The organism is Polaromonas sp. (assembly GCF_010365105.1).
GTDB lineage: Bacteria > Pseudomonadota > Gammaproteobacteria > Burkholderiales > Burkholderiaceae_C > Polaromonas.
This window is the reverse complement of record NZ_JAAFGZ010000009.1, coordinates 1-17,231: the sequence shown is the minus strand read 5'-3', so window position 1 is coordinate 17,231 and position 17,231 is coordinate 1. Positions and strand designations below refer to the sequence as shown.

At 63.9% G+C, this 17,231-nt stretch carries 15 protein-coding genes; 3 read left to right on the top strand and 12 right to left on the bottom strand.

The annotated features are described in order from the left end of the window. Positions 1-72: 72 nt before the first annotated feature. Positions 73-453, bottom strand: coding sequence for an aspartate 1-decarboxylase (gene panD, locus GZ092_RS07765; protein WP_293635826.1), 381 nt, complete (start codon positions 451-453; stop codon positions 73-75). A 159-nt stretch (positions 454-612) separates the two neighbouring features. Between panD and nadC the strand changes: the two genes are divergently transcribed. The 3 genes from nadC to GZ092_RS07750 all read left to right on the top strand — a co-directional run bounded on the left by nadC (position 613) and on the right by GZ092_RS07750 (position 4,552). Continuing rightward, a complete protein-coding gene (gene nadC, locus GZ092_RS07760; RefSeq protein ID WP_293635825.1) occupies positions 613-1,491 on the top strand; it encodes a carboxylating nicotinate-nucleotide diphosphorylase in 879 nt (292 codons plus the stop codon). Then, positions 1,488-2,621, top strand: a complete 1,134-nt coding sequence (nadA, locus tag GZ092_RS07755) for a quinolinate synthase NadA (RefSeq protein ID WP_293635824.1) — start codon at positions 1,488-1,490, stop codon at positions 2,619-2,621. The genes nadC and nadA overlap by 4 nt, the downstream gene beginning before the upstream one ends. Before the next feature lie 128 nt (positions 2,622-2,749). Then, positions 2,750-4,552: a chorismate-binding protein gene (locus GZ092_RS07750; RefSeq protein ID WP_293635823.1), complete on the top strand. Its 1,803-nt coding sequence runs from the start codon at positions 2,750-2,752 to the stop codon at positions 4,550-4,552. A gap of 23 nt (positions 4,553-4,575) precedes the next feature. On the opposite strand, the gene GZ092_RS07745 is transcribed toward GZ092_RS07750, so the two are convergent. From GZ092_RS07745 to fahA, 11 genes are all read right to left on the bottom strand, one after another. Then, the gene (locus GZ092_RS07745) at positions 4,576-5,631 is read right to left on the bottom strand and encodes a hypothetical protein (RefSeq protein WP_293635822.1); all 1,056 of its coding nucleotides are present in this window, start codon (positions 5,629-5,631) and stop codon (positions 4,576-4,578) included. A gap of 5 nt (positions 5,632-5,636) precedes the next feature. Beyond that, a complete protein-coding gene (locus tag GZ092_RS07740; protein WP_293635821.1) occupies positions 5,637-5,885 on the bottom strand; it encodes an acyl carrier protein in 249 nt (82 codons plus the stop codon). Beyond that, positions 5,882-7,807 (bottom strand): HAD-IIIC family phosphatase, encoded by a 1,926-nt coding sequence (locus tag GZ092_RS07735; RefSeq protein ID WP_293635820.1) that lies wholly within the window; start codon positions 7,805-7,807, stop codon positions 5,882-5,884. The genes GZ092_RS07740 and GZ092_RS07735 overlap by 4 nt, the downstream gene beginning before the upstream one ends. A 23-nt stretch (positions 7,808-7,830) precedes the next feature. Next, a complete protein-coding gene (locus GZ092_RS07730; protein ID WP_293635819.1) occupies positions 7,831-9,438 on the bottom strand; it encodes an MBOAT family O-acyltransferase in 1,608 nt (535 codons plus the stop codon). Positions 9,439-9,971: 533 nt separating this feature from the next. Continuing rightward, positions 9,972-11,009, bottom strand: a complete 1,038-nt coding sequence (locus GZ092_RS07725) for an SDR family oxidoreductase (RefSeq protein WP_293635818.1) — start codon at positions 11,007-11,009, stop codon at positions 9,972-9,974. Then, positions 11,006-12,334 carry an NAD(P)-dependent oxidoreductase gene (locus tag GZ092_RS07720; protein WP_293635817.1) on the bottom strand — a complete coding sequence of 443 codons (1,329 nt, stop codon included), beginning with the start codon at positions 12,332-12,334 and terminating at the stop codon, positions 11,006-11,008. Before GZ092_RS07720 ends, GZ092_RS07725 begins: the two co-directional genes overlap by 4 nt. Beyond that, on the bottom strand, positions 12,331-12,876 hold the full coding sequence (rfbC, locus tag GZ092_RS07715; RefSeq protein WP_293635816.1) for a dTDP-4-dehydrorhamnose 3,5-epimerase: 546 nt from the start codon (positions 12,874-12,876) through the stop codon (positions 12,331-12,333). Before rfbC ends, GZ092_RS07720 begins: the two co-directional genes overlap by 4 nt. A gap of 47 nt (positions 12,877-12,923) precedes the next feature. Beyond that, positions 12,924-13,697, bottom strand: coding sequence for a glucose-1-phosphate cytidylyltransferase (gene rfbF / locus GZ092_RS07710; protein ID WP_293635815.1), 774 nt, complete (start codon positions 13,695-13,697; stop codon positions 12,924-12,926). Beyond that, the gene (locus tag GZ092_RS07705; protein WP_293635814.1) at positions 13,685-14,836 is read right to left on the bottom strand and encodes a hypothetical protein; all 1,152 of its coding nucleotides are present in this window, start codon (positions 14,834-14,836) and stop codon (positions 13,685-13,687) included. The genes rfbF and GZ092_RS07705 overlap by 13 nt, the downstream gene beginning before the upstream one ends. Before the next feature lie 640 nt (positions 14,837-15,476). Continuing rightward, complete coding sequence (locus tag GZ092_RS07700) at positions 15,477-16,148, bottom strand: tRNA-uridine aminocarboxypropyltransferase (RefSeq protein WP_293635813.1); 672 nt, start codon at positions 16,146-16,148, stop codon at positions 15,477-15,479. A gap of 187 nt (positions 16,149-16,335) precedes the next feature. After that, positions 16,336-17,231 (bottom strand): fumarylacetoacetase (gene fahA, locus GZ092_RS07695; protein WP_293635812.1); only part of this gene is annotated, 896 nt, incomplete at its 5' end.

Below are 17,231 nucleotides of genomic sequence, written 5' to 3'. Positions count from 1 at the left end.
AAAAATAAAGGCGGTGTTCACGCTGGCGGCACTGCAGGCCGCTGGCGCCCTTGCCCGTTGGTTGGGCTGCCCTCAAGCCATCTGCACCGGAATGGTCGAGCGCTCTTCCTTGATGCGGTTGTCCGGGTTGACGAACACCAGCTTGGGGCTGAAACCGGCGACTTCCTGCTCCTCGACCTGTGCAAAGGCGGCAATGATGACCAGGTCGCCGACGGCCGCGCGCCGCGCTGCCGAGCCGTTCACCGAAATGATGCGGCTGCCGCGTTCGGCGCGTATGGCGTAGGTGATGAATCGCTCGCCGTTGTTGATGTTCCAGATGTGGACCTGTTCGTTTTCACCCAGGTTGGCGGCGTCCAGCAGGTCTTCGTCAATGGCGCAGGAGCCTTCGTAATTGAGTTCGCAGTGGGTCACGGCGGCGCGGTGGATTTTGGATTTGAGCAGGGTTCTGAACATAAGTGTGCAAAAAAAGGGGGGTAAAACAAAAGGCCATGTCTGCGGGCCGGGTGGCGCGGCAGGCACGGGTTGGCCGGCGCGGTAACATTTGGACCGGTCCGGCGCGACAGCCCCGGTAGTTTAGGGCACGGTGCAGTGCATTTTCTGGGTCAATGGTTGATGAAAAAGTCGTTTGATTTCAATGCTGAGGCACTGGCCCGGCTGGCCGGGGCCGATGTGGCGCGGGCATTGGCCGAGGATGTGGGCGCCGGCGATCTGACCGCCGCGCTGATCGATCCGCAAGCCCAGGCGCGCGCCCATGTGCTGGCGCGTGAAAGCGCGGTGCTGTGCGGCAGCGCCTGGTTCGAAGCCGCGCTGCGGCAGCTCGACCCGGACGTGGCGGTCGTCTGGCATGTGCGCGACGGCGAGCGCTGTGCCCCGAACCAGGTGGTCGTCGAAATGCGCGGCCTGGCCCGGGCCTTGCTGTCAGCCGAGCGCACGGCACTGAACTTTTTGCAACTTTTGAGCGCCGTGGCCACCAAGACCGCCGCCTATGTCGCGCAGGTCAAAGGCACGAAAGCGCGCATCGTCGATACCCGCAAGACGCTGCCGGGTTTGCGCCTGGCGCAAAAATACGCGGTCCTTACCGGCGGCGGCACCAACCACCGCGTCGGCCTGTATGACGCGGTGCTGATCAAGGAAAACCACATCGCGGCGGCCGGCGGCGTTGCGCAGGTGCTGGCGCAGGCCGCCAAAATAGCCGCGCAGGCCGATTTTGTCGAGATCGAGGTGGAAAACCTGGACCAGCTTGGCCAGGCGCTGGACGCCGGTGCGCGCATGGTGCTGCTCGACAACATGGACCTGGCGACGCTGAACGAGGCGGTGTGCCTCAACGCCGGCCGGGCCGTGCTGGAGATTTCCGGCGGCGTCACGCTGGACGGCTTGCGCGCCCTTGCAGAAACCGGCGTAGACCGCATTTCCATCGGCACGCTGACGAAAGATGTTCAGGCCATAGATTTTTCGATGCGCTTCGAAGCGCTGCAAGGAGGAAACAGATGACTGCTCTTGTCACGCGCATCAACGTCGATTACGACCAGCCGCTGATGACGGACGCTGGCGTGGTGGCCCGCTGCTCGACGCACCACGCCTGGGCGCGCGTGCCGGCCGAGCCGACACAGGCCGAGCGCATGGCGCTGAAAGAGCGCATCCGCCACCAGCTGAAGGAAAAAAACGCCGTCATGGTGTCGCACTACTACGTGCATCCGGACTTGCAGGACCTGGCCGAGGAAACCGGCGGGCTGGTGTCAGATTCGCTGGAGATGGCGCGCTTCGGCCGCGACCATGCGGCGCAGACGCTGGTGGTGTCGGGCGTGCGTTTCATGGGTGAAACCGCCAAAATCCTGTCGCCTGAAAAGCGCGTGCTGATGCCCGACCTGGACGCCACCTGCTCGCTCGACCTGGGCTGCCCGGTGGACGCGTTCAGCGCCTTTTGCGACGCGCATCCCGACCGCGCGGTGGTGGTCTATGCCAACACCAGCGCCGCCGTCAAGGCACGGGCCGACTGGGTCGTGACGTCGAGTTGCGCGCTGGACATCGTTCGCGCGCTGAAGGAACAAGGCCAGAAAATCCTCTGGGCGCCCGACCGGCACCTGGGCGGCTACATCCAGCGCGAGACTGGCGCCGACATGGTGATGTGGAATGGCGCGTGCATCGTGCATGACGAGTTCAAGGCGTTTGAATTGCAATTGCTCATGAAACAACACCCGCTGGCCAAGGTGCTGGTGCATCCCGAGTCACCGGTCGATGTGGTGGCGCTGGCCGACGCGGTCGGTTCGACCTCGGCGATTTTGAAGGCCGCGCGCGAGATGGATGCGCCCGAATTCATCGTCGCCACCGACAACGGCATGATGCACAAGCTGCGCACGCTGAATCCCGGCAAGACTTTCATCGAAGCGCCGACAGCCGGCAACAGCGCCACCTGCAAAAGCTGCGCGCATTGCCCGTGGATGGCGATGAACGGGCTGGCAGGGTTGGCGCAGGTGCTGGAAGCCGGCACGAACGAAGTCCACATCGACCCGGCGCTGAGCCTGCGCGCCCGCCTGCCGATCGACCGCATGCTGGCCTTCACGGCGGCCCTGAAAAACGGCCAGTCCACCGCCGGGCTGGTGCCGAACATCGGCGCGGCCTGAGGCTGGGTGTGGTCTGGGGCCGGGGCGGCTTCTGGCCATTCGGTTTTACTCCCTCTCCCTATGGGAGAGGGTTGGGGTGAGGGCCAGCGCTGCCTGCGCCTGAACCGCTTCTTTTTTGATAGCTGCTTATGCCCGCCAGGCAAGCGCAGAAGGCTGATTTGACCCAAATTACTGCCCGCATCGACTTTTCCGACCCCGACGACAGCACCGCGCCGCGCCTGCGCCATGCCTTTGGCCTGCCGCGCGCCGTGCTGGTGGCGCATGCGCCGCATGAAGTGCGCGCCGTGCTCGACGCCGTGCAGGCAGCAGCGGCGCAGGGCGCCTGGTGCGTCGGCTACCTGCGTTATGAAGCCGCTCCGGCATTCGACGCCGCGCTGGCCGTGCAGGCCGCCGACGGCCCGCTGGCCTGGTTTGCCGTGCATGACATCGCCTTGCCCTGGCCTGAAGACGACAGCGACGCAGCCGCCTGCGTCGAATGGACTGAAAGCTGCCCGCGTCCCGTGTTCGGCGCAGCCATGGACCGCATCCAGGGCGCCATTGCCGCTGGCGAGCTGTACCAGGTCAACCTCACCGCGCCGCTTGAAGGCGCCTGGCAGGGCGTGCCGCTGCCCGGCGCATCCCAGGCCCTGTTCGCTGCCCTGCAGCGCGCCCAGCCGGGCGGCTATGCAGCCTTCATCGACACCGGCGGGGCTGACGGGCAGCTGCTGTCGGTGTCGCCCGAGCTGTTTTTCGACTGGTGGGACGGCCAGATTCTGGCGCGGCCCATGAAGGGCACGGCCGCACGCAGCGCCACGCCCGAGGCCGACGCCGCCCAGGCCGCCGGCCTGCGCGCATCGCCCAAGGAGCGCGCCGAGAACGTCATGATCGTGGACCTGCTGCGCAACGACCTTTCGCGCATCGCCGAGTCTTTCAGCGTGCGCGTGCCTACGCTGTTCCATACCCAGGCGCTGCCCAGCGTCTGGCAGATGACATCCGATGTGCGCGCCCGCACCCGCGCCGGCGCGTCGCTGGCCGACGTGTTTGGCGCGCTGTTTCCCTGCGGCTCGGTCACCGGTGCGCCCAAGGTGCGGGCCATGCAGATGATCCGCGCGCTGGAAGCCGGGCCGCGCGGCGTGTACTGCGGCGCCATCGGCATCGTGCGGCCGGGCGCGCCGGGGCAGGGCATCCGCGCCACCTTCAATGTGCCAATTCGCACCGTGACCGTGCGACATGGCGCGCTGCGCTGCGGCATTGGCAGCGGCATCACGTCCGGCGCCGGGCCCGATGCCGAATGGCAGGAGTGGCGTGACAAGCGCAAATTCCTGGAGCGGGCCAGCCGGCCGTTCGAGCTGCTGGAAACCCTGGCGCTGGAGGACGGCCAGCTGCGACATGCCGACGCCCATCTGCAGCGCCTTGCCGGTGCCGCTGCGCATTTCGGCCATGCGTTCGACAGGGCGGGCGTGCAGCGTTGCCTGCATGCGCTGGCGCGGGCGCATCCGCAAGGCCTGTGGCGTGTTCGCCTGCTCCTCGATGCGCAGGGCCGGCCACGCGCCGAAGCCTTTGCGATGGAGGCATCGCCTGCCCTGGTGCGGCTGCGACTGGCAACAAAGCCCCTGGAAGCGGCCCACGGCGAGTTCGTGCGCTTCAAGACCACCCGCCGGGCGCATTACGACGCCTTCACCCCCCTTGAGGCGGATGTGTTCGACACGGTGCTGTGGAATGAACAGGGCCAGGTCACCGAATGCACGCGCGGCAATGTGGCCATGCTGCTCGACGGCCGCTGGGTGACGCCGCCGCTGGCTTGCGGGCTGCTGCCCGGCGTGGGCCGGGCGCTGGCGCTGCAAGCGGGCCGGCTGGTTGAATCGGAGGTGTGGCTGGACGACTTGCCGCGCGTGCAGGGCTGGGCCTTCATCAACAGCCTGCGCGGGTGGATTGGGGCCGAAATGGCCTGAGCGCTGACCATTGTGCTGGGTAGTTATGGCTTTACCGCAGGGCCAGCGATGGGTTCAAGCTGGTTTGCCAAGGCCACGGAAAATTCCTGCACTGCCGACCAGCGCATATGGATGCCGTCCGTGAACGACGCGTTCGCGGTTTTCCATTCCGAGTCAGCGTCCCAGTAGCGGGCGTTCGTTCCCTCCAGCGACTTGGCCAGCCGGAGGTGAAAATTGTTGATGAACGCACCGCTGGGATCTTCGCGGGCCTTCCAGATCGGGTTGAGCGGGGTGGTGACAACGGTAAACGCCTGACCTTGTTTTTGCAGGCGCTGGGCCAGGGATTCCAGGGCCTGAAAACAGACAGGGTCCAGCGGCTCCGGCTTTCCATAATTCGTCAGACCTTCGACGCTTTGGGCGGTGTTGAGCGGACCATCACCGTAGGCGGTGAACACCAGCGGGTCCAGCTCGACCTGGTTGGCACGCTGGCCCTTGACCCGGCGCGCATTGCCCATGAGCGAAATCGGCGAAAAATACCGCAGGTAATACGGCCATTGCGATGCACCGCCATAAACGTAATCGTCCACATCCTGCCGGTCGAAAACCGCCTGGCGCTTGACGCTGCATTCGCCAAAGTCCTGCGGCGACGCGATCATCACCACCTGCTGGACGCTAGGCAGGCGGTCGAGCAGCCAGTTGGCGGTGAACACCGACTGGTTGGCATGCAGGCCGCAAAAGCCGCCGTTGATCGGCCTGATGCTGCCTTTTGACTGGCGGGCCACGGTTGCTCCGTCAAAATGCCGCCAGGCCACCGAGGAGCCGACGACCAGCAGATTCGGCGACCCCGCTGGCAGCTCGCGCATGAACATGAGCTTTTCGTCAACACACAGCGAGTTTGAAAAGGCTGGCGGTGGCAGGTTGTCAGTGGACTGGAGCAGGAGCAGGGCGCCGTAGAACGCCGCCAGTGCGCCGAACATGCCGGCCAGTACGCAAGCCAGGTAAAGCCCCGAAGGGACCGCCGGCGCGGCGGCCTTGCTGGCGTCTGTCCCTGTGGCCTCGCGGGGAATGTTGCTGGCGGGATTTTTCACGATCTCGGCCATGGCGGTCACCGTCCCGCCAGCTTGGTGCGGATCAGCTGGACAAACTGCCCCACATCGTGCAGCGACTCCAGCTCGGCGGTGCGAAAACGCACGCCAAAGCGCACCTCGGCCGCGACGATCAGGTTGACGTGCGCCTGGCTGTCCCAGCCTTCGATGTCCTCGGCCGTGGTGTTGGCGGTCACGATGATGTTGTCGTCGTCAAACACGTCCCGGAAGACGGGGTTCAGCGCGTTCAGGATTTCTGTTTCAGTCATGTTTCGGTCACCTTGATGAAATGTGTGAGTGGAGGGTTCGATGTCAGCGCGTACTGCCAGAAGGTCGAGCCGGGCTCGGCGCCTTGCGGTGCCGGCCGCGCCATGAAGCCGAGCCGCTGGTAATGCCCTGCGACCATGCCGTTGCGCGGCGTGGCGCGGTATTGCCCGACCAGCGCCTTTTTGCCGCGCCGCACCGCCGCTGCTGCCAGCACGCCGAGCACCGCTTCCTCGACCTGCCGGCCGAGCACGCGGCAGCTCATGAGCCAGGTGTCGATCAGCAGCTCGTCGGGTGGCAAGCCGGCATCGGGCCGCGCCAGCAGCACGCTGATCAGGCCGTTGTCGCCGAACTTGTCGGAAAGGCGCAGCGCCAGCGCCACCGCGTCCGGGTCGTCGGCGAGCAGCGCCACTTCGGCTTCGGTGTAGCGGCGCGTGGTCAGGTTGAACTGGTTGGTCTTGTTGATCAGCTGCGTCACGCGCGGCAACTCGGCCTTGCCGACCGGGGCGGCGGCCAGCGTCATGTCCAGGCCGCGCAGATAGCCGGCGATGTCGGTCGAATCGCCCAGCGCCGCTTTTCTCTCGGCGTTCAGCGCATAGCTGCGCCCGCGCGTGGCGTCATCCGTGGTGAAGGACACCGCCTCGAAATAGCCGGCCGCAGCAAGGCAGGCGGGGTAGCCGGACACGTCCTCGGGCAACTCCGGCACGGCGACTTCGGGCAGCTCGCGCCTGACGATGTCACGCTCGGCCGGGTTGTCATCGACAAACACCAGGCTGTCCAGCCCGATGTCGAGCATGGCGGCGATACGGCGCAGGTTGCCGGCCTTGTCGTCCCAGTTGGCGACAAAGGCTGCAATGTCGGCGCGACGGAGCGCCATTTCCGGATGGGCAAACCCCGCCTCGGCCACGGCCGCGTCGTTCTTGCTGCACACCGCCAGGATGATGCCGCGCTGTGCCAGCAGACCCGCGTAGCGCTGAAAGGCCAGATATGCCTCGCCGGTCGGGTTGCCCTGGCCCAGGCGGATGCCGTCCAGGCCATCGTCACCGATCACGCCGCCCCACAGCGTGTTGTCCAGGTCGAGCACCAGGCATTTGCGCGACAGGCCCGCCACGCCAGCCGCAATGCGCGCCAGCAGGTCGCCATAGAGGGGCGCGAAGGTCGGGCTGACCAGTTGCTTGGCCTGGTGCCAGCGCACCGGGTCGGCGATGCCCTGACCGTGGCCGCCCTGCGCCGCTTGCCAGGCCAGGTCGAGCAGCAGCACGCCGTCCCGCCGCGCTGCGGCGCGGATGCCGGTGTTGAGCCGCTCGATCACCGCCTGCGGCGCGGCCGGCACCAGCCCTTCAAAAGAACCAAAGACTGGCGGGTCGGCTGGCACCAGGGTCTGCTGCACGACCTGGGCGGCATGGCGCTCGCGCGCCTGGCGCCACAACAGGCGCAATTCGTCAACGCGGGCTTCGACGGCTTCAGCCACCTCGGACTCGGAGGCGTGCAGCGGCAACTGCAGCGGTGCGTCGCGGGCGTCCAGCGCCAGCATGACCACTTGCGGTGCAAAGGCGGCCAGTTCGGCGTTGTCGCCCAGCAGCGCCTGCCGGTACATGCCGTAGGGCGCAAGCCAGGTCGAAAGCGCCAGCCGGCGCTGCAGTCCGGCCACACGGATGGCCGGCAGGAGATGGTCCACGGTATGCGACGCCAGGATGGCCACGCGCAGCGGCGTGAAGCCGGGGCCAGGCTGCGCCTGGCCGGCAGCCAGGCCGGCCAGTCCTTCGACGGCCAGGCGGTCCAGGCGGCCTGTCAGGGTGAAGTCGCGCTGGAAGCCGGCCAGCCGGGCGGCCAGGGCCAGGCGCGTTGCCGGATCAGGTTCTCGGCGCGCATCGCTGATGGCCGCGCCGAGGTCGGTGTGTTTGGGTAGCCAGAAAAGTGAGTCCACTGCACAGTGCTCCGGTGATGAGGTCAGAACTGAAAATAAAGAAATTCGGTAGGCGCGACGGACAGGACGCGGGCCAGCGCAAAAAAGCTGAACACGCCAATGGCGATGCCAATGGCAGGGGAAGGGCGCCAGGTGATGAAGGGTACAGATCTGGGCAGCCAGCGCTCCAGCCAGTACTCACGCGGACGCCAGTTCAGGGCGGTGCGGTAGTGGCGCATCCATTGCTGCGTGTTGGGCAAGGTCCAGACAAACAGCATCATCAGTCCGATGCGCGTGTAATCGTGCCGGGCAATCTGGCCGATGATCTGCAGCAGCGTCAGGCTGGCAGGTGTTTGCGCAAAAGGGTCCACCACGATGACAGGCTGGCCCAGGCCGACCATGCCGCCCAGGATTTGCAGCGCGGCGGGCACGCTGTCCGCCCGGAAAAACACCATCGCCACCACCACGCACAGAAAAGTCAGCAGCACGGCGCTGGCGCGATGCCAGGCCACATCGCTGTCGAGCTTCCAGCCGCGCGCCGCCTTGAAGGCCCGCCAGCCATGGGCCACCACCAGGTAAAAACCGTGCAGCAGCCCGAACACCAGGAACTGCCAGCCGGCGCCATGCCAGACGCCCGAGATGAACATGGTCAGCACGGTCGGGTAGGCGACCAGCGCAAAAAAGGTGCCGCCCGTCATCTTGCCCCGGCGCGGCTGCGGCTTGCCGGCGGCCATCCGGGCGCGGGTGACGTGCAGCACGATGGGGTTGTAGATATAGGCGGTCAGGAAGCGCGTCAGCGTCATGTGCCAGCGCGACCAGAACTCGATCACGTTGCGCGCCTTGTAGGGGCTGTCAAAGTTGGCCGGCAGGCTGATGCCGAACAACAGGCCCAGGCCGATGGCCATGTCGGTGTAGCCGGAAAAATCGAAATAGATCTGCAAGGTGTAGCTCAGTGCGGCGTTCCAGGCGTCATGCATTGAAAGGTCGATGCCGGCGGCGGCAGCGGCAAACAGCGGTGTTGCCGCCTCGCCCAGCGGATCGGCCAGGATGACCTTCTTGAACAGGCCCAGCAAAAACAGCGTGACCCCCACGGCGATGTTGTCCAGCCGGGGCCGGAAATTGGCCGGTTCACGGAACTGTTCGAGCATTTCGCGGTGATGCGTGATCGGCCCTGCGATCAGGTGCGGAAAAAAGGTGATGAACAGGCTGTAGTTCAGGAAATCGTGCTCCACCACCGCGCCATCGTGGGCATCGACCAGGTAGGCGATCTGCTGGAAGGTGAAAAACGAAATGGCCAGCGGCAGGACAATCCCGTTGATCGACCAGCCCAGGCCAAACGCCTGGTCAAGCGTCTGCACCAGAAAACCCGTGTATTTGTAATAACCCAGCAGCAAAAGGTTGGCGCTGATTCCCAGCACCAGCGCAAACCGGGAGGGATGTTTGAGCAGGTAGCCGCCCAGCAGGTAATTGAAGGCCATGCTGCCCAGCAGCAGCGGCACATAGCCCGGATTCCACCAGCCATAAAAGACCAGCGATGAAATCGTCAGCCAGACACCCGCCAGGCGCTGCTGACCGGTGCCTGCCAACAGAAAAAATCCCAGCAGCACGACGGGCAGGAAGCCGCCTATAAAAATGGCAGAGTTGAAAAGCACTGCTCTCTCCTTGGGAAACGGTGCTGGCTGACCGCGCAGCGAGTGATGAAATTGGAGTAAGCCCGTCCTTCGGGAAAAAATGGACGTGAACAGGCCTGCCGAGGAAATTCGGATAAAAAGTAGCGGTGAAATGTGGTTGGACACGCACTGACAAGGCGCCCGTTGGTGAACGCAAGGTGCGTGACGCCAGGGTTAACTGCCTAAGGCGGAGTCACCGAGCAAAAATAGCCGCGCGGCAACTCGCGGCCACGGCACAGGGCTGCCGTGGTGGAGGGTTTATCGCAGCGGATTTGCATGATTCAACTGTACGCCTCAAAACGATTGGATGTAACTTGGGTATATAGCCAGAAAGCACTGTTTCACGTGTTTTTTTTGAAATATTTTGAAAACAGACAGGGCCCGACAAACGGTTTTAAAACTTCATTCCTGTTCAACGCCAGCAAGCTGTTCCGGTGATTGAACAAGCTGGTGAAGCGAATACCGGGTGCTGGCCGCAAAAGCGGCAAGCTTTAATTTTTCAATACTTCAATACTTCAATACTTCCAGAAGAAGCGGTCGTCAATTTGTCCGGTTGCGCTCAGGTACTTGAGCTGCTTGAGCCGGGTGAAGGGGCGTGCATTGAAGGTGCCGGCGTCCATGCCGATACGCTCGTACACATCATGCAGTTGCTGTGCGCCCTTGCGTGCGTCCCAGGCGCAATGAAAGCCGTGCAGCTTTTCATGGATCTTGGCAAAGCTGACGCGGTAGCTGCGGTTGTCGCCGCTGGAGTCGCCAAAGCTCAGCTCGCAGCCCGGATAGACGTTGGCCACGATCTGGGCGATCTCGCGCACCTGGTAGTTGTCCTCGTCATGGCCGACGTTGAAGATCTCGTTGTGGATCGCATCCTGCGGCGCTTCGAGGGCGCTGGCCACGGCCTGGCAGATGTCCAGCACATGCACCAGCGGCCGCCACGGCGTGCCGTCGCTGGTCATGGCGATCTTGCCGGTGGTTGCGGCAATGCCGCACAGGTTGTTCAGCACGATGTCAAAGCGCATGCGCGGCGAGGCGCCATACGCGGTCGCGTTGCGCAGGAAGGTCGGCGAAAAGTCGCTTGATGCCAGCGCCATCACGTCGCGCTCGACCAGCGTCTTGCATTTGGCATAGGCGGTCTGCGGATTGGTCGGCGACAGCTCGGTCATCGGCTCGTCGCCGTTGGCCACGCCATAGACGCTGCATGACGAGGTATAGACAAAGCGTTTGGCGCCCGCCGCCTTGGCGAGTTCGGCCAGCCGCACCGAGGCCTGGTGATTGATCTGGAAGGTGAGTTCCGGAACGTTCTCGCCCAGCGGATCGTTCGACAGTTCGGCCAGGTGAACCACCGCGTCGATGCCCTGCAGGTCTTCGGCCTGGATGTTGCGAATGTCGCGGTTGATGGTGCGCGGAAATCCCGGTACCAGCTTGCTGTCGCTGAACAGCCAGCCGTCGCGGTAGTAGCCGGTGTCGAGGCCGACGATTTCATGGCCGCGTGCCTGAAGGAAGGGGGCGAGCAGGCAGCCGATGTAGCCTTCGACACCCGTGACGAGCAGTTTCATTTGTTTTCTCCTGAGGGGGTTGGTGAATGTTCGGGGAAAAAGCGCGCCATCTGTTCACGCCAGAGCTGGTCGCACAGCCGGTTCTGCGGCAGCTCGACGTCGTCAAAGGTGAGCAGTGCGTCCTTGCGCACATCGCGCTTCAGGGTGCAGCCTTCAGCCAGACCGATGGGCAGCAGGTTTTGCGACCGGGCGGTGTCGGCGTTTTCAGCCAGGCCGTAGGTCATGTAGCCGCCCAGGCCGTCGATGGACTCGCCCGCCTTCAGGTCGATCTTGGCCGTGGCCAGCACTTCAACGCAGGGCGCGCCCAGCGGGGACAGCGCAGCGTCCTGGAACAGCACGGCCCGCGCCACGGTGTTGGGCACCTCGAAATGGCACAGGTGGTAGGGCGTGTAGAAGCAGTAAAGCGGTCCGTTGCCCAGCTTATAGAGCGACAGGTAATGCTTTTGCTGCGGATGGTCGTGCGTGCCCAGCACAAACACGCCGGGGCCGGGCATGGCGCCCACGACATAGTCCACGATGCCCGGGCCTTCAAGCATGGCTTCGAGCGGGTAGCGCTCTGCGACCTCCTGGATGGGCGTGCCGGCGGATACGGTGGGGCCGTACATGCCGCGCTGGCCGACGCGCATGCCGGTGCCGTTGGCGACGATGGCGTTCTCGAACGAGATCTTGGTGCCGTCGGCAAACGAGGTCACCATGGCCGGGTTCTGGCCCCATTGCCGGGCAAAGCCTTCCTGCGTGGTCGGGTTGCGGTAGGGGTCGTGCAGCCCCTTGATGTTGCCGCACATCACCGGCTTGACGCCGATGCCCTTGACGAAGCGGTACAGGTTCATCATCACGCCGGGCTGGTCGCCGTCGGCGGTGGTCAGCACCACGCCGGCGCGGTCGGCATAGGTTTTCAGGATGGGGCCGATGGTGCCGTCTATCTCGGCATTCATCAGCACCACATGCTTGCGGTGGGCAATGGCTTCGAGCGTTACCCGCGCGGCATGCTCGATGGTGCCGGTGACTTCGATGATCGCGTCGATGCCGGCGGCGCGGCACAGCAGCATCGCGTCTTCGGTGATGGCCGGCACGCCGGACTCGATGGCGCGCTCCAGTTGCGTGACGGTCTCGACGACGCGAACGCCTGAAACATCGGCCTCGCGGTAGGCGCGCCTGGCGCCTTCGAGCGTCCGGTTGGCAATCGCGGCCACGCGCATGCCGGGCACCGACAGGGCAATCTGCAGCGCCACGCCGCGCGCCATGAAGCCGGCGCCGACCAGTCCGACGCGGATGGGCCGTCCTTCGCGTGCCCGCTGCTGCAGGGCAGTGTCAACGATGATCATGCTGCGACTCCTTCGGCCACGAAGCCGGGCCAGGTACGGTCCTTGTCCGACATGTCAAGCACCGGCACCGGCCAGGCGATACCGAACGCCGGGTCGTCATGGCGGGCGCCGCGTTCGGCCTGCGGCGTGTAGAAGGCCGACACCTGGTAGGTGACGGCTGCATCGTCCGACAGCGTGACAAAACCGTGGGCAAAGCCCTTGGGCACCAGCAGCATGCGGCCATTGGCTTCGCTCAGCTCCACGCCGATCCACTGGCAGTAGGTGGGCGACTCGGGGCGGATATCGACAATCGCGTCCCAGATCGCGCCCTGCACGCAGCGCACCAGCTTGTCCTCGGCATGCGGCGCCATCTGGTAATGCATGCCGCGCAGGGTGCCCGCCCGGCGTGTCAGCGACATGTTGGTTTGCACCATGCGGGTCGGCAGGCCGTTGGCCTCGAACTCGCGTTCGCAGTAGGTTCGGCCGAAATAGCCGCGTGCATCCTCGCGCCGCTCCATGTCGACGATGGTCGCTCCAGACAGCGCCGTTTTTGTAAAAATCATGGGGTTACCTTGAAAAAACGAATGTGAAAAAAATCAGGCGCCAGCACTCACCAGGTTTTCCAGGGCGCCTTGCCTGCATCCCAGAGGGACTCAAGCGTCTGCTTGTCGCGCAGCGTGTCCATCGGCTGCCAGAAGCCTTCGTGGCGAAAGGCGGCCATCTGGTTGTTGGCTGCCAGGTGTTCCATGGGGCCGCGCTCCCAGATGGTGTCGTCGCCTTCGATCAGTTCGACCACCGTGCGGTCGAGCACAAAAAAGCCGCCGTTGATCCAGGCACCGTCGCCGCCCGGCTTTTCCTTGAAACTCGGCACCAGCGCGTCGTCGGCATGCAGGTTGAAAGCGCCGAAGCGACCCGGAGGCTGCACTGCCGTGACGGTGGCCAGTACGTCCTGCTCACGGTGAAAGGCGATCAGCTTGCCGATGTCCACGTCGCTCACGCCGTCGCCGTAGGTGCAGCAAAACGGCCCGTCCTCCAGGTAACGCGCGGCGCGCCGGATGCGCCCGCCGGTCATGGTGTCCAGCCCGGTATCGACCAGCGTGACCTTCCACGGCTCGGTCGAGGTGCGCAGCATGGTCGTGGTGCTGTCGCGCATGTCAAAGGTGATGTCGGCCCCGTCCATGGCGTAGTCACGGAAAAACTGCTTGATCAGGTGGCCCTTGTAGCCGCAACAGATCACGAAGTCGTTCACGCCGTGCGCCATGTACATCTTCATGATGTGCCAGATGATGGGCCTGCCGCCAATCTCGACCATTGGCTTGGGGCGAACGGCGCTTTCCTCGCTGATGCGCGTTCCCAGTCCACCGGCCAGAATCATTGCCTGCATGTTGAATTTCCTGTGATTGATGTTGTTCCAGGCGCATGGGGCCGCTGTCCCTCCTGCGCAACCTTGCCCTGGCCAAAAAGACCGGCCAGAAAATTGCCGTCTGCCGGCTGGTCGGTGGCCATTGACGCCGTTGCGCCAGGCGCCGCCGGCGCGTTGTTGTTCTGCGGTTTTTCGCCGGCTGTTTCAGGGTGCTCTGCAGGCAGTCCGCTGCCTGCCAGTTCGGCCAGCACCCGGATTCGTATCGGCGCCGCCGGATCATCGGGAAACTTGCGGGCAAAAAAGGCGGGAACGGCCTTGAGCTGCGCCATGTCCTTGTCCTCGATCCTTCCCGGGTGTGCGTGGTCGAATCGCTGGATGAAATGGTTCATCGGGCCCTTGGCGGGCGCGACATGCATCAGCAGCGTCGGAATCAGGAACTCGTCGGCAATGCACAGCCGGCTGAAATAGTCGCGCACGCCGGGTTGCATGAATTTTTCCAGCATGGCGGCCACGACGTGGCGACTGGCGCCGAACCAGACCGAGCCGTAGTAGGGACGAAAACTTTCGTTGAAAATATGCTGACCTATCGACGGCCGGCTGAGCGCCTTGAACACGCCGAGCGCCAACAGGGCCATGAGGGTTTTGCGCCCGCCGCTGTGCAGCCAGATGCCGGCCTCATCGCGCCTGCCGCTCGATGCGCCAAAATAGGCATCGCCCAGGCGCCGCACGACCCGGTGTCGGAACGATTTTTCAGGTGTCAGCGCCCTGAAGCCGACCGACATCAGCGCATCCTGGTCGGCAAACAGGTCAATGCAGTCGAAATGGGCTTCTTCGCGGCCGGAGATGTGCGCCTCGAAGGCTTCGATGGGTTTGATGGGCAGGCAACTCGGGCTGAGCAGCTGCAGGTAATCAAACTCCAGGTTGTCCAGCGCGTACTTCATCGAATGGAAAATCCCGTCGACAAATCCGAAGAACGCCCAGCCGGTGCGCTTGGGGTTGGTGACAAACCGGGCGTTCGGTGCGGTCAGCGCAAAGTCCGGGGTCTGGGAAAAATCATGGTGCACCAGCACCGTATGCGGCGCCAGTGAATGCGCCAGCTGATCAACCGTTTCTGGCTTGCCGACCGCAGACATCACCAGGAAAACAATGTTTGGTTTCATTTGTTTTTGTATTTGTTGACGGCACCCGAAAGGGTGCAGAGCGGTCTGTTTACTGCCAAACATGTCGTTGCCGTGTTCAGTTCGTTCAATGCCTTGCCTGTAATTGCGGGTGGGTGCATTGCGTTTTTTGTCAATTCGTGAAGATTTGTTGATTGGGTTAAGTGTTTGCGAAAACAGTAAAAGTCGTCAATCTCATGAACGGACTAATAAGCTCTCATAAATGGACTATTGACAAACCCAAAAGCAACCTTTTTGAGGGGTAAATTTTTACCTTCCTACTGAAACCGTGACGGCAATGCGTGTGATGCTTGCCGCCGTGGTCCTTCCGGATCCGCGTTGGTTCTGGAAAAAAAAAGCTCATTCCAGTCCCAAATCAACCCGATATGTCCTTGCTTCGCCTTGCCATGCTTCAGCACTGAGGGCGGCTTCGCGCCTGATTCCGGATTGATTTGGAAACGGCATCACACGGGCCTCGCGAAACCCGGCATGCGGTATTCCACAGGCACCAGTGCAGGTGCCATTCGCAAGGTCTAGTTTTGCGCTTTGGCTGCCAGATTCAGGGCGCCACAGGCTAATGCATTTTTGCTATTGAAAAAAGAGCTGACAACGCTTTGCAGTAAAGCGCAAAAGCCTGATTTCTTCAATAATCCGGCGTTTGGGCGCTGCCATTGCCGCGCAGGTTTCGGTAGCCCATCTGCTGGGCGACAAAGCCATCGAAGGCGGCGAGCAATGGCTGGAGCGGTCCGGCCCCGCCTTGCAACTGGGCCAGCGCGGCGCAGGTCGCCTCCAGCGTGGAAAGCTGGTCGGGCCGATGCGCCTTGCGGATCAGGTAGTGCGACGCCCCCACATCCTGCAGCGCCAGGCGCGGCAGTTGTTGCAGCAGCGGGTTGGCGTAAAGCATCTTGAGGCTTTTGCGCCAGGTGCCGTCCAGCACGACCAGCCGCAGCCGTGTGGGGTCTTCCAGGTCGTCCGGCGCAAGCTGCCCGGGCTTGCTGCCTGGCGGCTGGTTTTGCGGCGTTTCCGGATACAGCAGGAGGTTGAGCTTTTCGCTGCCTGAGGCGCCCCGGTGGTCTGGCGAATCGGCCAGCAGGTCCGGCAGGTCATCGAACACTTCGCCCGTCACCAGCCGGCTGCCCGGCAGGCTCAGGTGCAGCAGGCGCGCACTGCCCTTCGGGTTTTCGACCTCCAGCGGATGCTGCAGGATCAGCACCTCAACCTGATGCGCCACGGGCGTGACCCAGCGGCAGATGCAGGCGCTTTGCGGGCGCAGGCAGGCGGTGCAGGTCAGGCGTCTGCGGGAGATGGGCGTCATGGGCGTCAAGGGCGAAATTCTGCGTGGCGCAGTTTTTTCACTATCAAAAAGAGAGCTATAAGTGCTTTCTGGATGTGCGGTAGAGCCTTATTTGATCTGTAAAAAGGCGTGTTGGCAAGCCTGGCCAGGGAGGGAGTGCTTTACAGGGACCGCCGGTCAAACGATGCCAGCCGCCTTCTGGTACAGATCAGCTGCGCGCAGGCAGCACGGTTCCACGGCATTCGCCAAAGCCTATGCGTGCGGCGCCGGACTTTTCGCACCAGCCGCGAATCACCACCGCGTCGCCGTCTTCAAGGTAGGTTCGGCTTTCGCCATTGGGCAGCGCAAGCGGGTGCTTGCCGCCAGTGGTCAGCTCGATCAGCGCGCCGGCCTGGTCCAGCGTCGGGCCTGACAGCGTGCCGCTGCCAAACAGGTCGCCGGGCTGCAGGTTGCAGCCGTTGACCGTGTGGTGCGTCACCAGCTGCGCCACCGTCCAGTAAGCATGGCGGTAGCTGGTGCGGCAGAGGGTGGCGTCAGCCTGGCCGGCTTCGCGCATTCGGGGCGTCAGCAGGCCGACCTGCAACTGGATGTCGAGCGCGCCTTGCTGGCGGTTGCTGTCGGAATCCAGGTAGGGCAGGGGCTGCGGGTCTGCTTCGGGGCGCACAAAGGGAAGGCGATAAGGCGCCAGCGCTTCCAGCGTCACGATCCACGGGGAAATCGTGGTGGCGAAGTTTTTCGACAGGAAAGGCCCGAGCGGCTGGTATTCCCAGGCCTGCAGGTCACGGGCCGACCAGTCGTTGAGCAGGCACAGGCCGAACACATGGTCTTCGGCCTGCGTGATGGGAACCGGCTCGCCCAGCGCATTGCCGGTGCCGACAAAAATGCCGAGTTCGAGTTCGATGTCCAGCCGCTGGCTCGCGCCGAACACCGGCTGTGTGGCGCCAGGTGGCAGCGTCTGGCCTACCGGGCGGTGAAAGCTTTGCCCGGACACGCCAATGCTCGAAGCCCGGCCGTGGTAGCCGATGGGCACCCATTTGTAGTTGGGCAGCAGCGGGTTGTCGGGGCGGAACAACCGGCCGATGTTGGTGGCGTGGTGGACGGAGG

What these genes read in the sequence shown, in the direction of transcription:
- panD (WP_293635826.1), bottom strand. Translation starts at nt 453, where the DNA reads ATGTTCAGAACCCTGCTCAAATCCAAAATCCACCGCGCCGCCGTGACC.
- nadC (WP_293635825.1), top strand. Translation starts at nt 613, where the DNA reads ATGAAAAAGTCGTTTGATTTCAATGCTGAGGCACTGGCCCGGCTGGCC.
- nadA (WP_293635824.1), top strand. Translation starts at nt 1,488, where the DNA reads ATGACTGCTCTTGTCACGCGCATCAACGTCGATTACGACCAGCCGCTG.
- GZ092_RS07750 (WP_293635823.1), top strand. Translation starts at nt 2,750, where the DNA reads ATGCCCGCCAGGCAAGCGCAGAAGGCTGATTTGACCCAAATTACTGCC.
- GZ092_RS07745 (WP_293635822.1), bottom strand. Translation starts at nt 5,631, where the DNA reads ATGGCCGAGATCGTGAAAAATCCCGCCAGCAACATTCCCCGCGAGGCC.
- GZ092_RS07740 (WP_293635821.1), bottom strand. Translation starts at nt 5,885, where the DNA reads ATGACTGAAACAGAAATCCTGAACGCGCTGAACCCCGTCTTCCGGGAC.
- GZ092_RS07725 (WP_293635818.1), bottom strand. Translation starts at nt 11,009, where the DNA reads ATGAAACTGCTCGTCACGGGTGTCGAAGGCTACATCGGCTGCCTGCTC.
- GZ092_RS07720 (WP_293635817.1), bottom strand. Translation starts at nt 12,334, where the DNA reads ATGATCATCGTTGACACTGCCCTGCAGCAGCGGGCACGCGAAGGACGG.
- rfbC (WP_293635816.1), bottom strand. Translation starts at nt 12,876, where the DNA reads ATGATTTTTACAAAAACGGCGCTGTCTGGAGCGACCATCGTCGACATG.
- rfbF (WP_293635815.1), bottom strand. Translation starts at nt 13,697, where the DNA reads ATGCAGGCAATGATTCTGGCCGGTGGACTGGGAACGCGCATCAGCGAG.
- GZ092_RS07705 (WP_293635814.1), bottom strand. Translation starts at nt 14,836, where the DNA reads ATGAAACCAAACATTGTTTTCCTGGTGATGTCTGCGGTCGGCAAGCCA.
- GZ092_RS07700 (WP_293635813.1), bottom strand. Translation starts at nt 16,148, where the DNA reads ATGACGCCCATCTCCCGCAGACGCCTGACCTGCACCGCCTGCCTGCGC.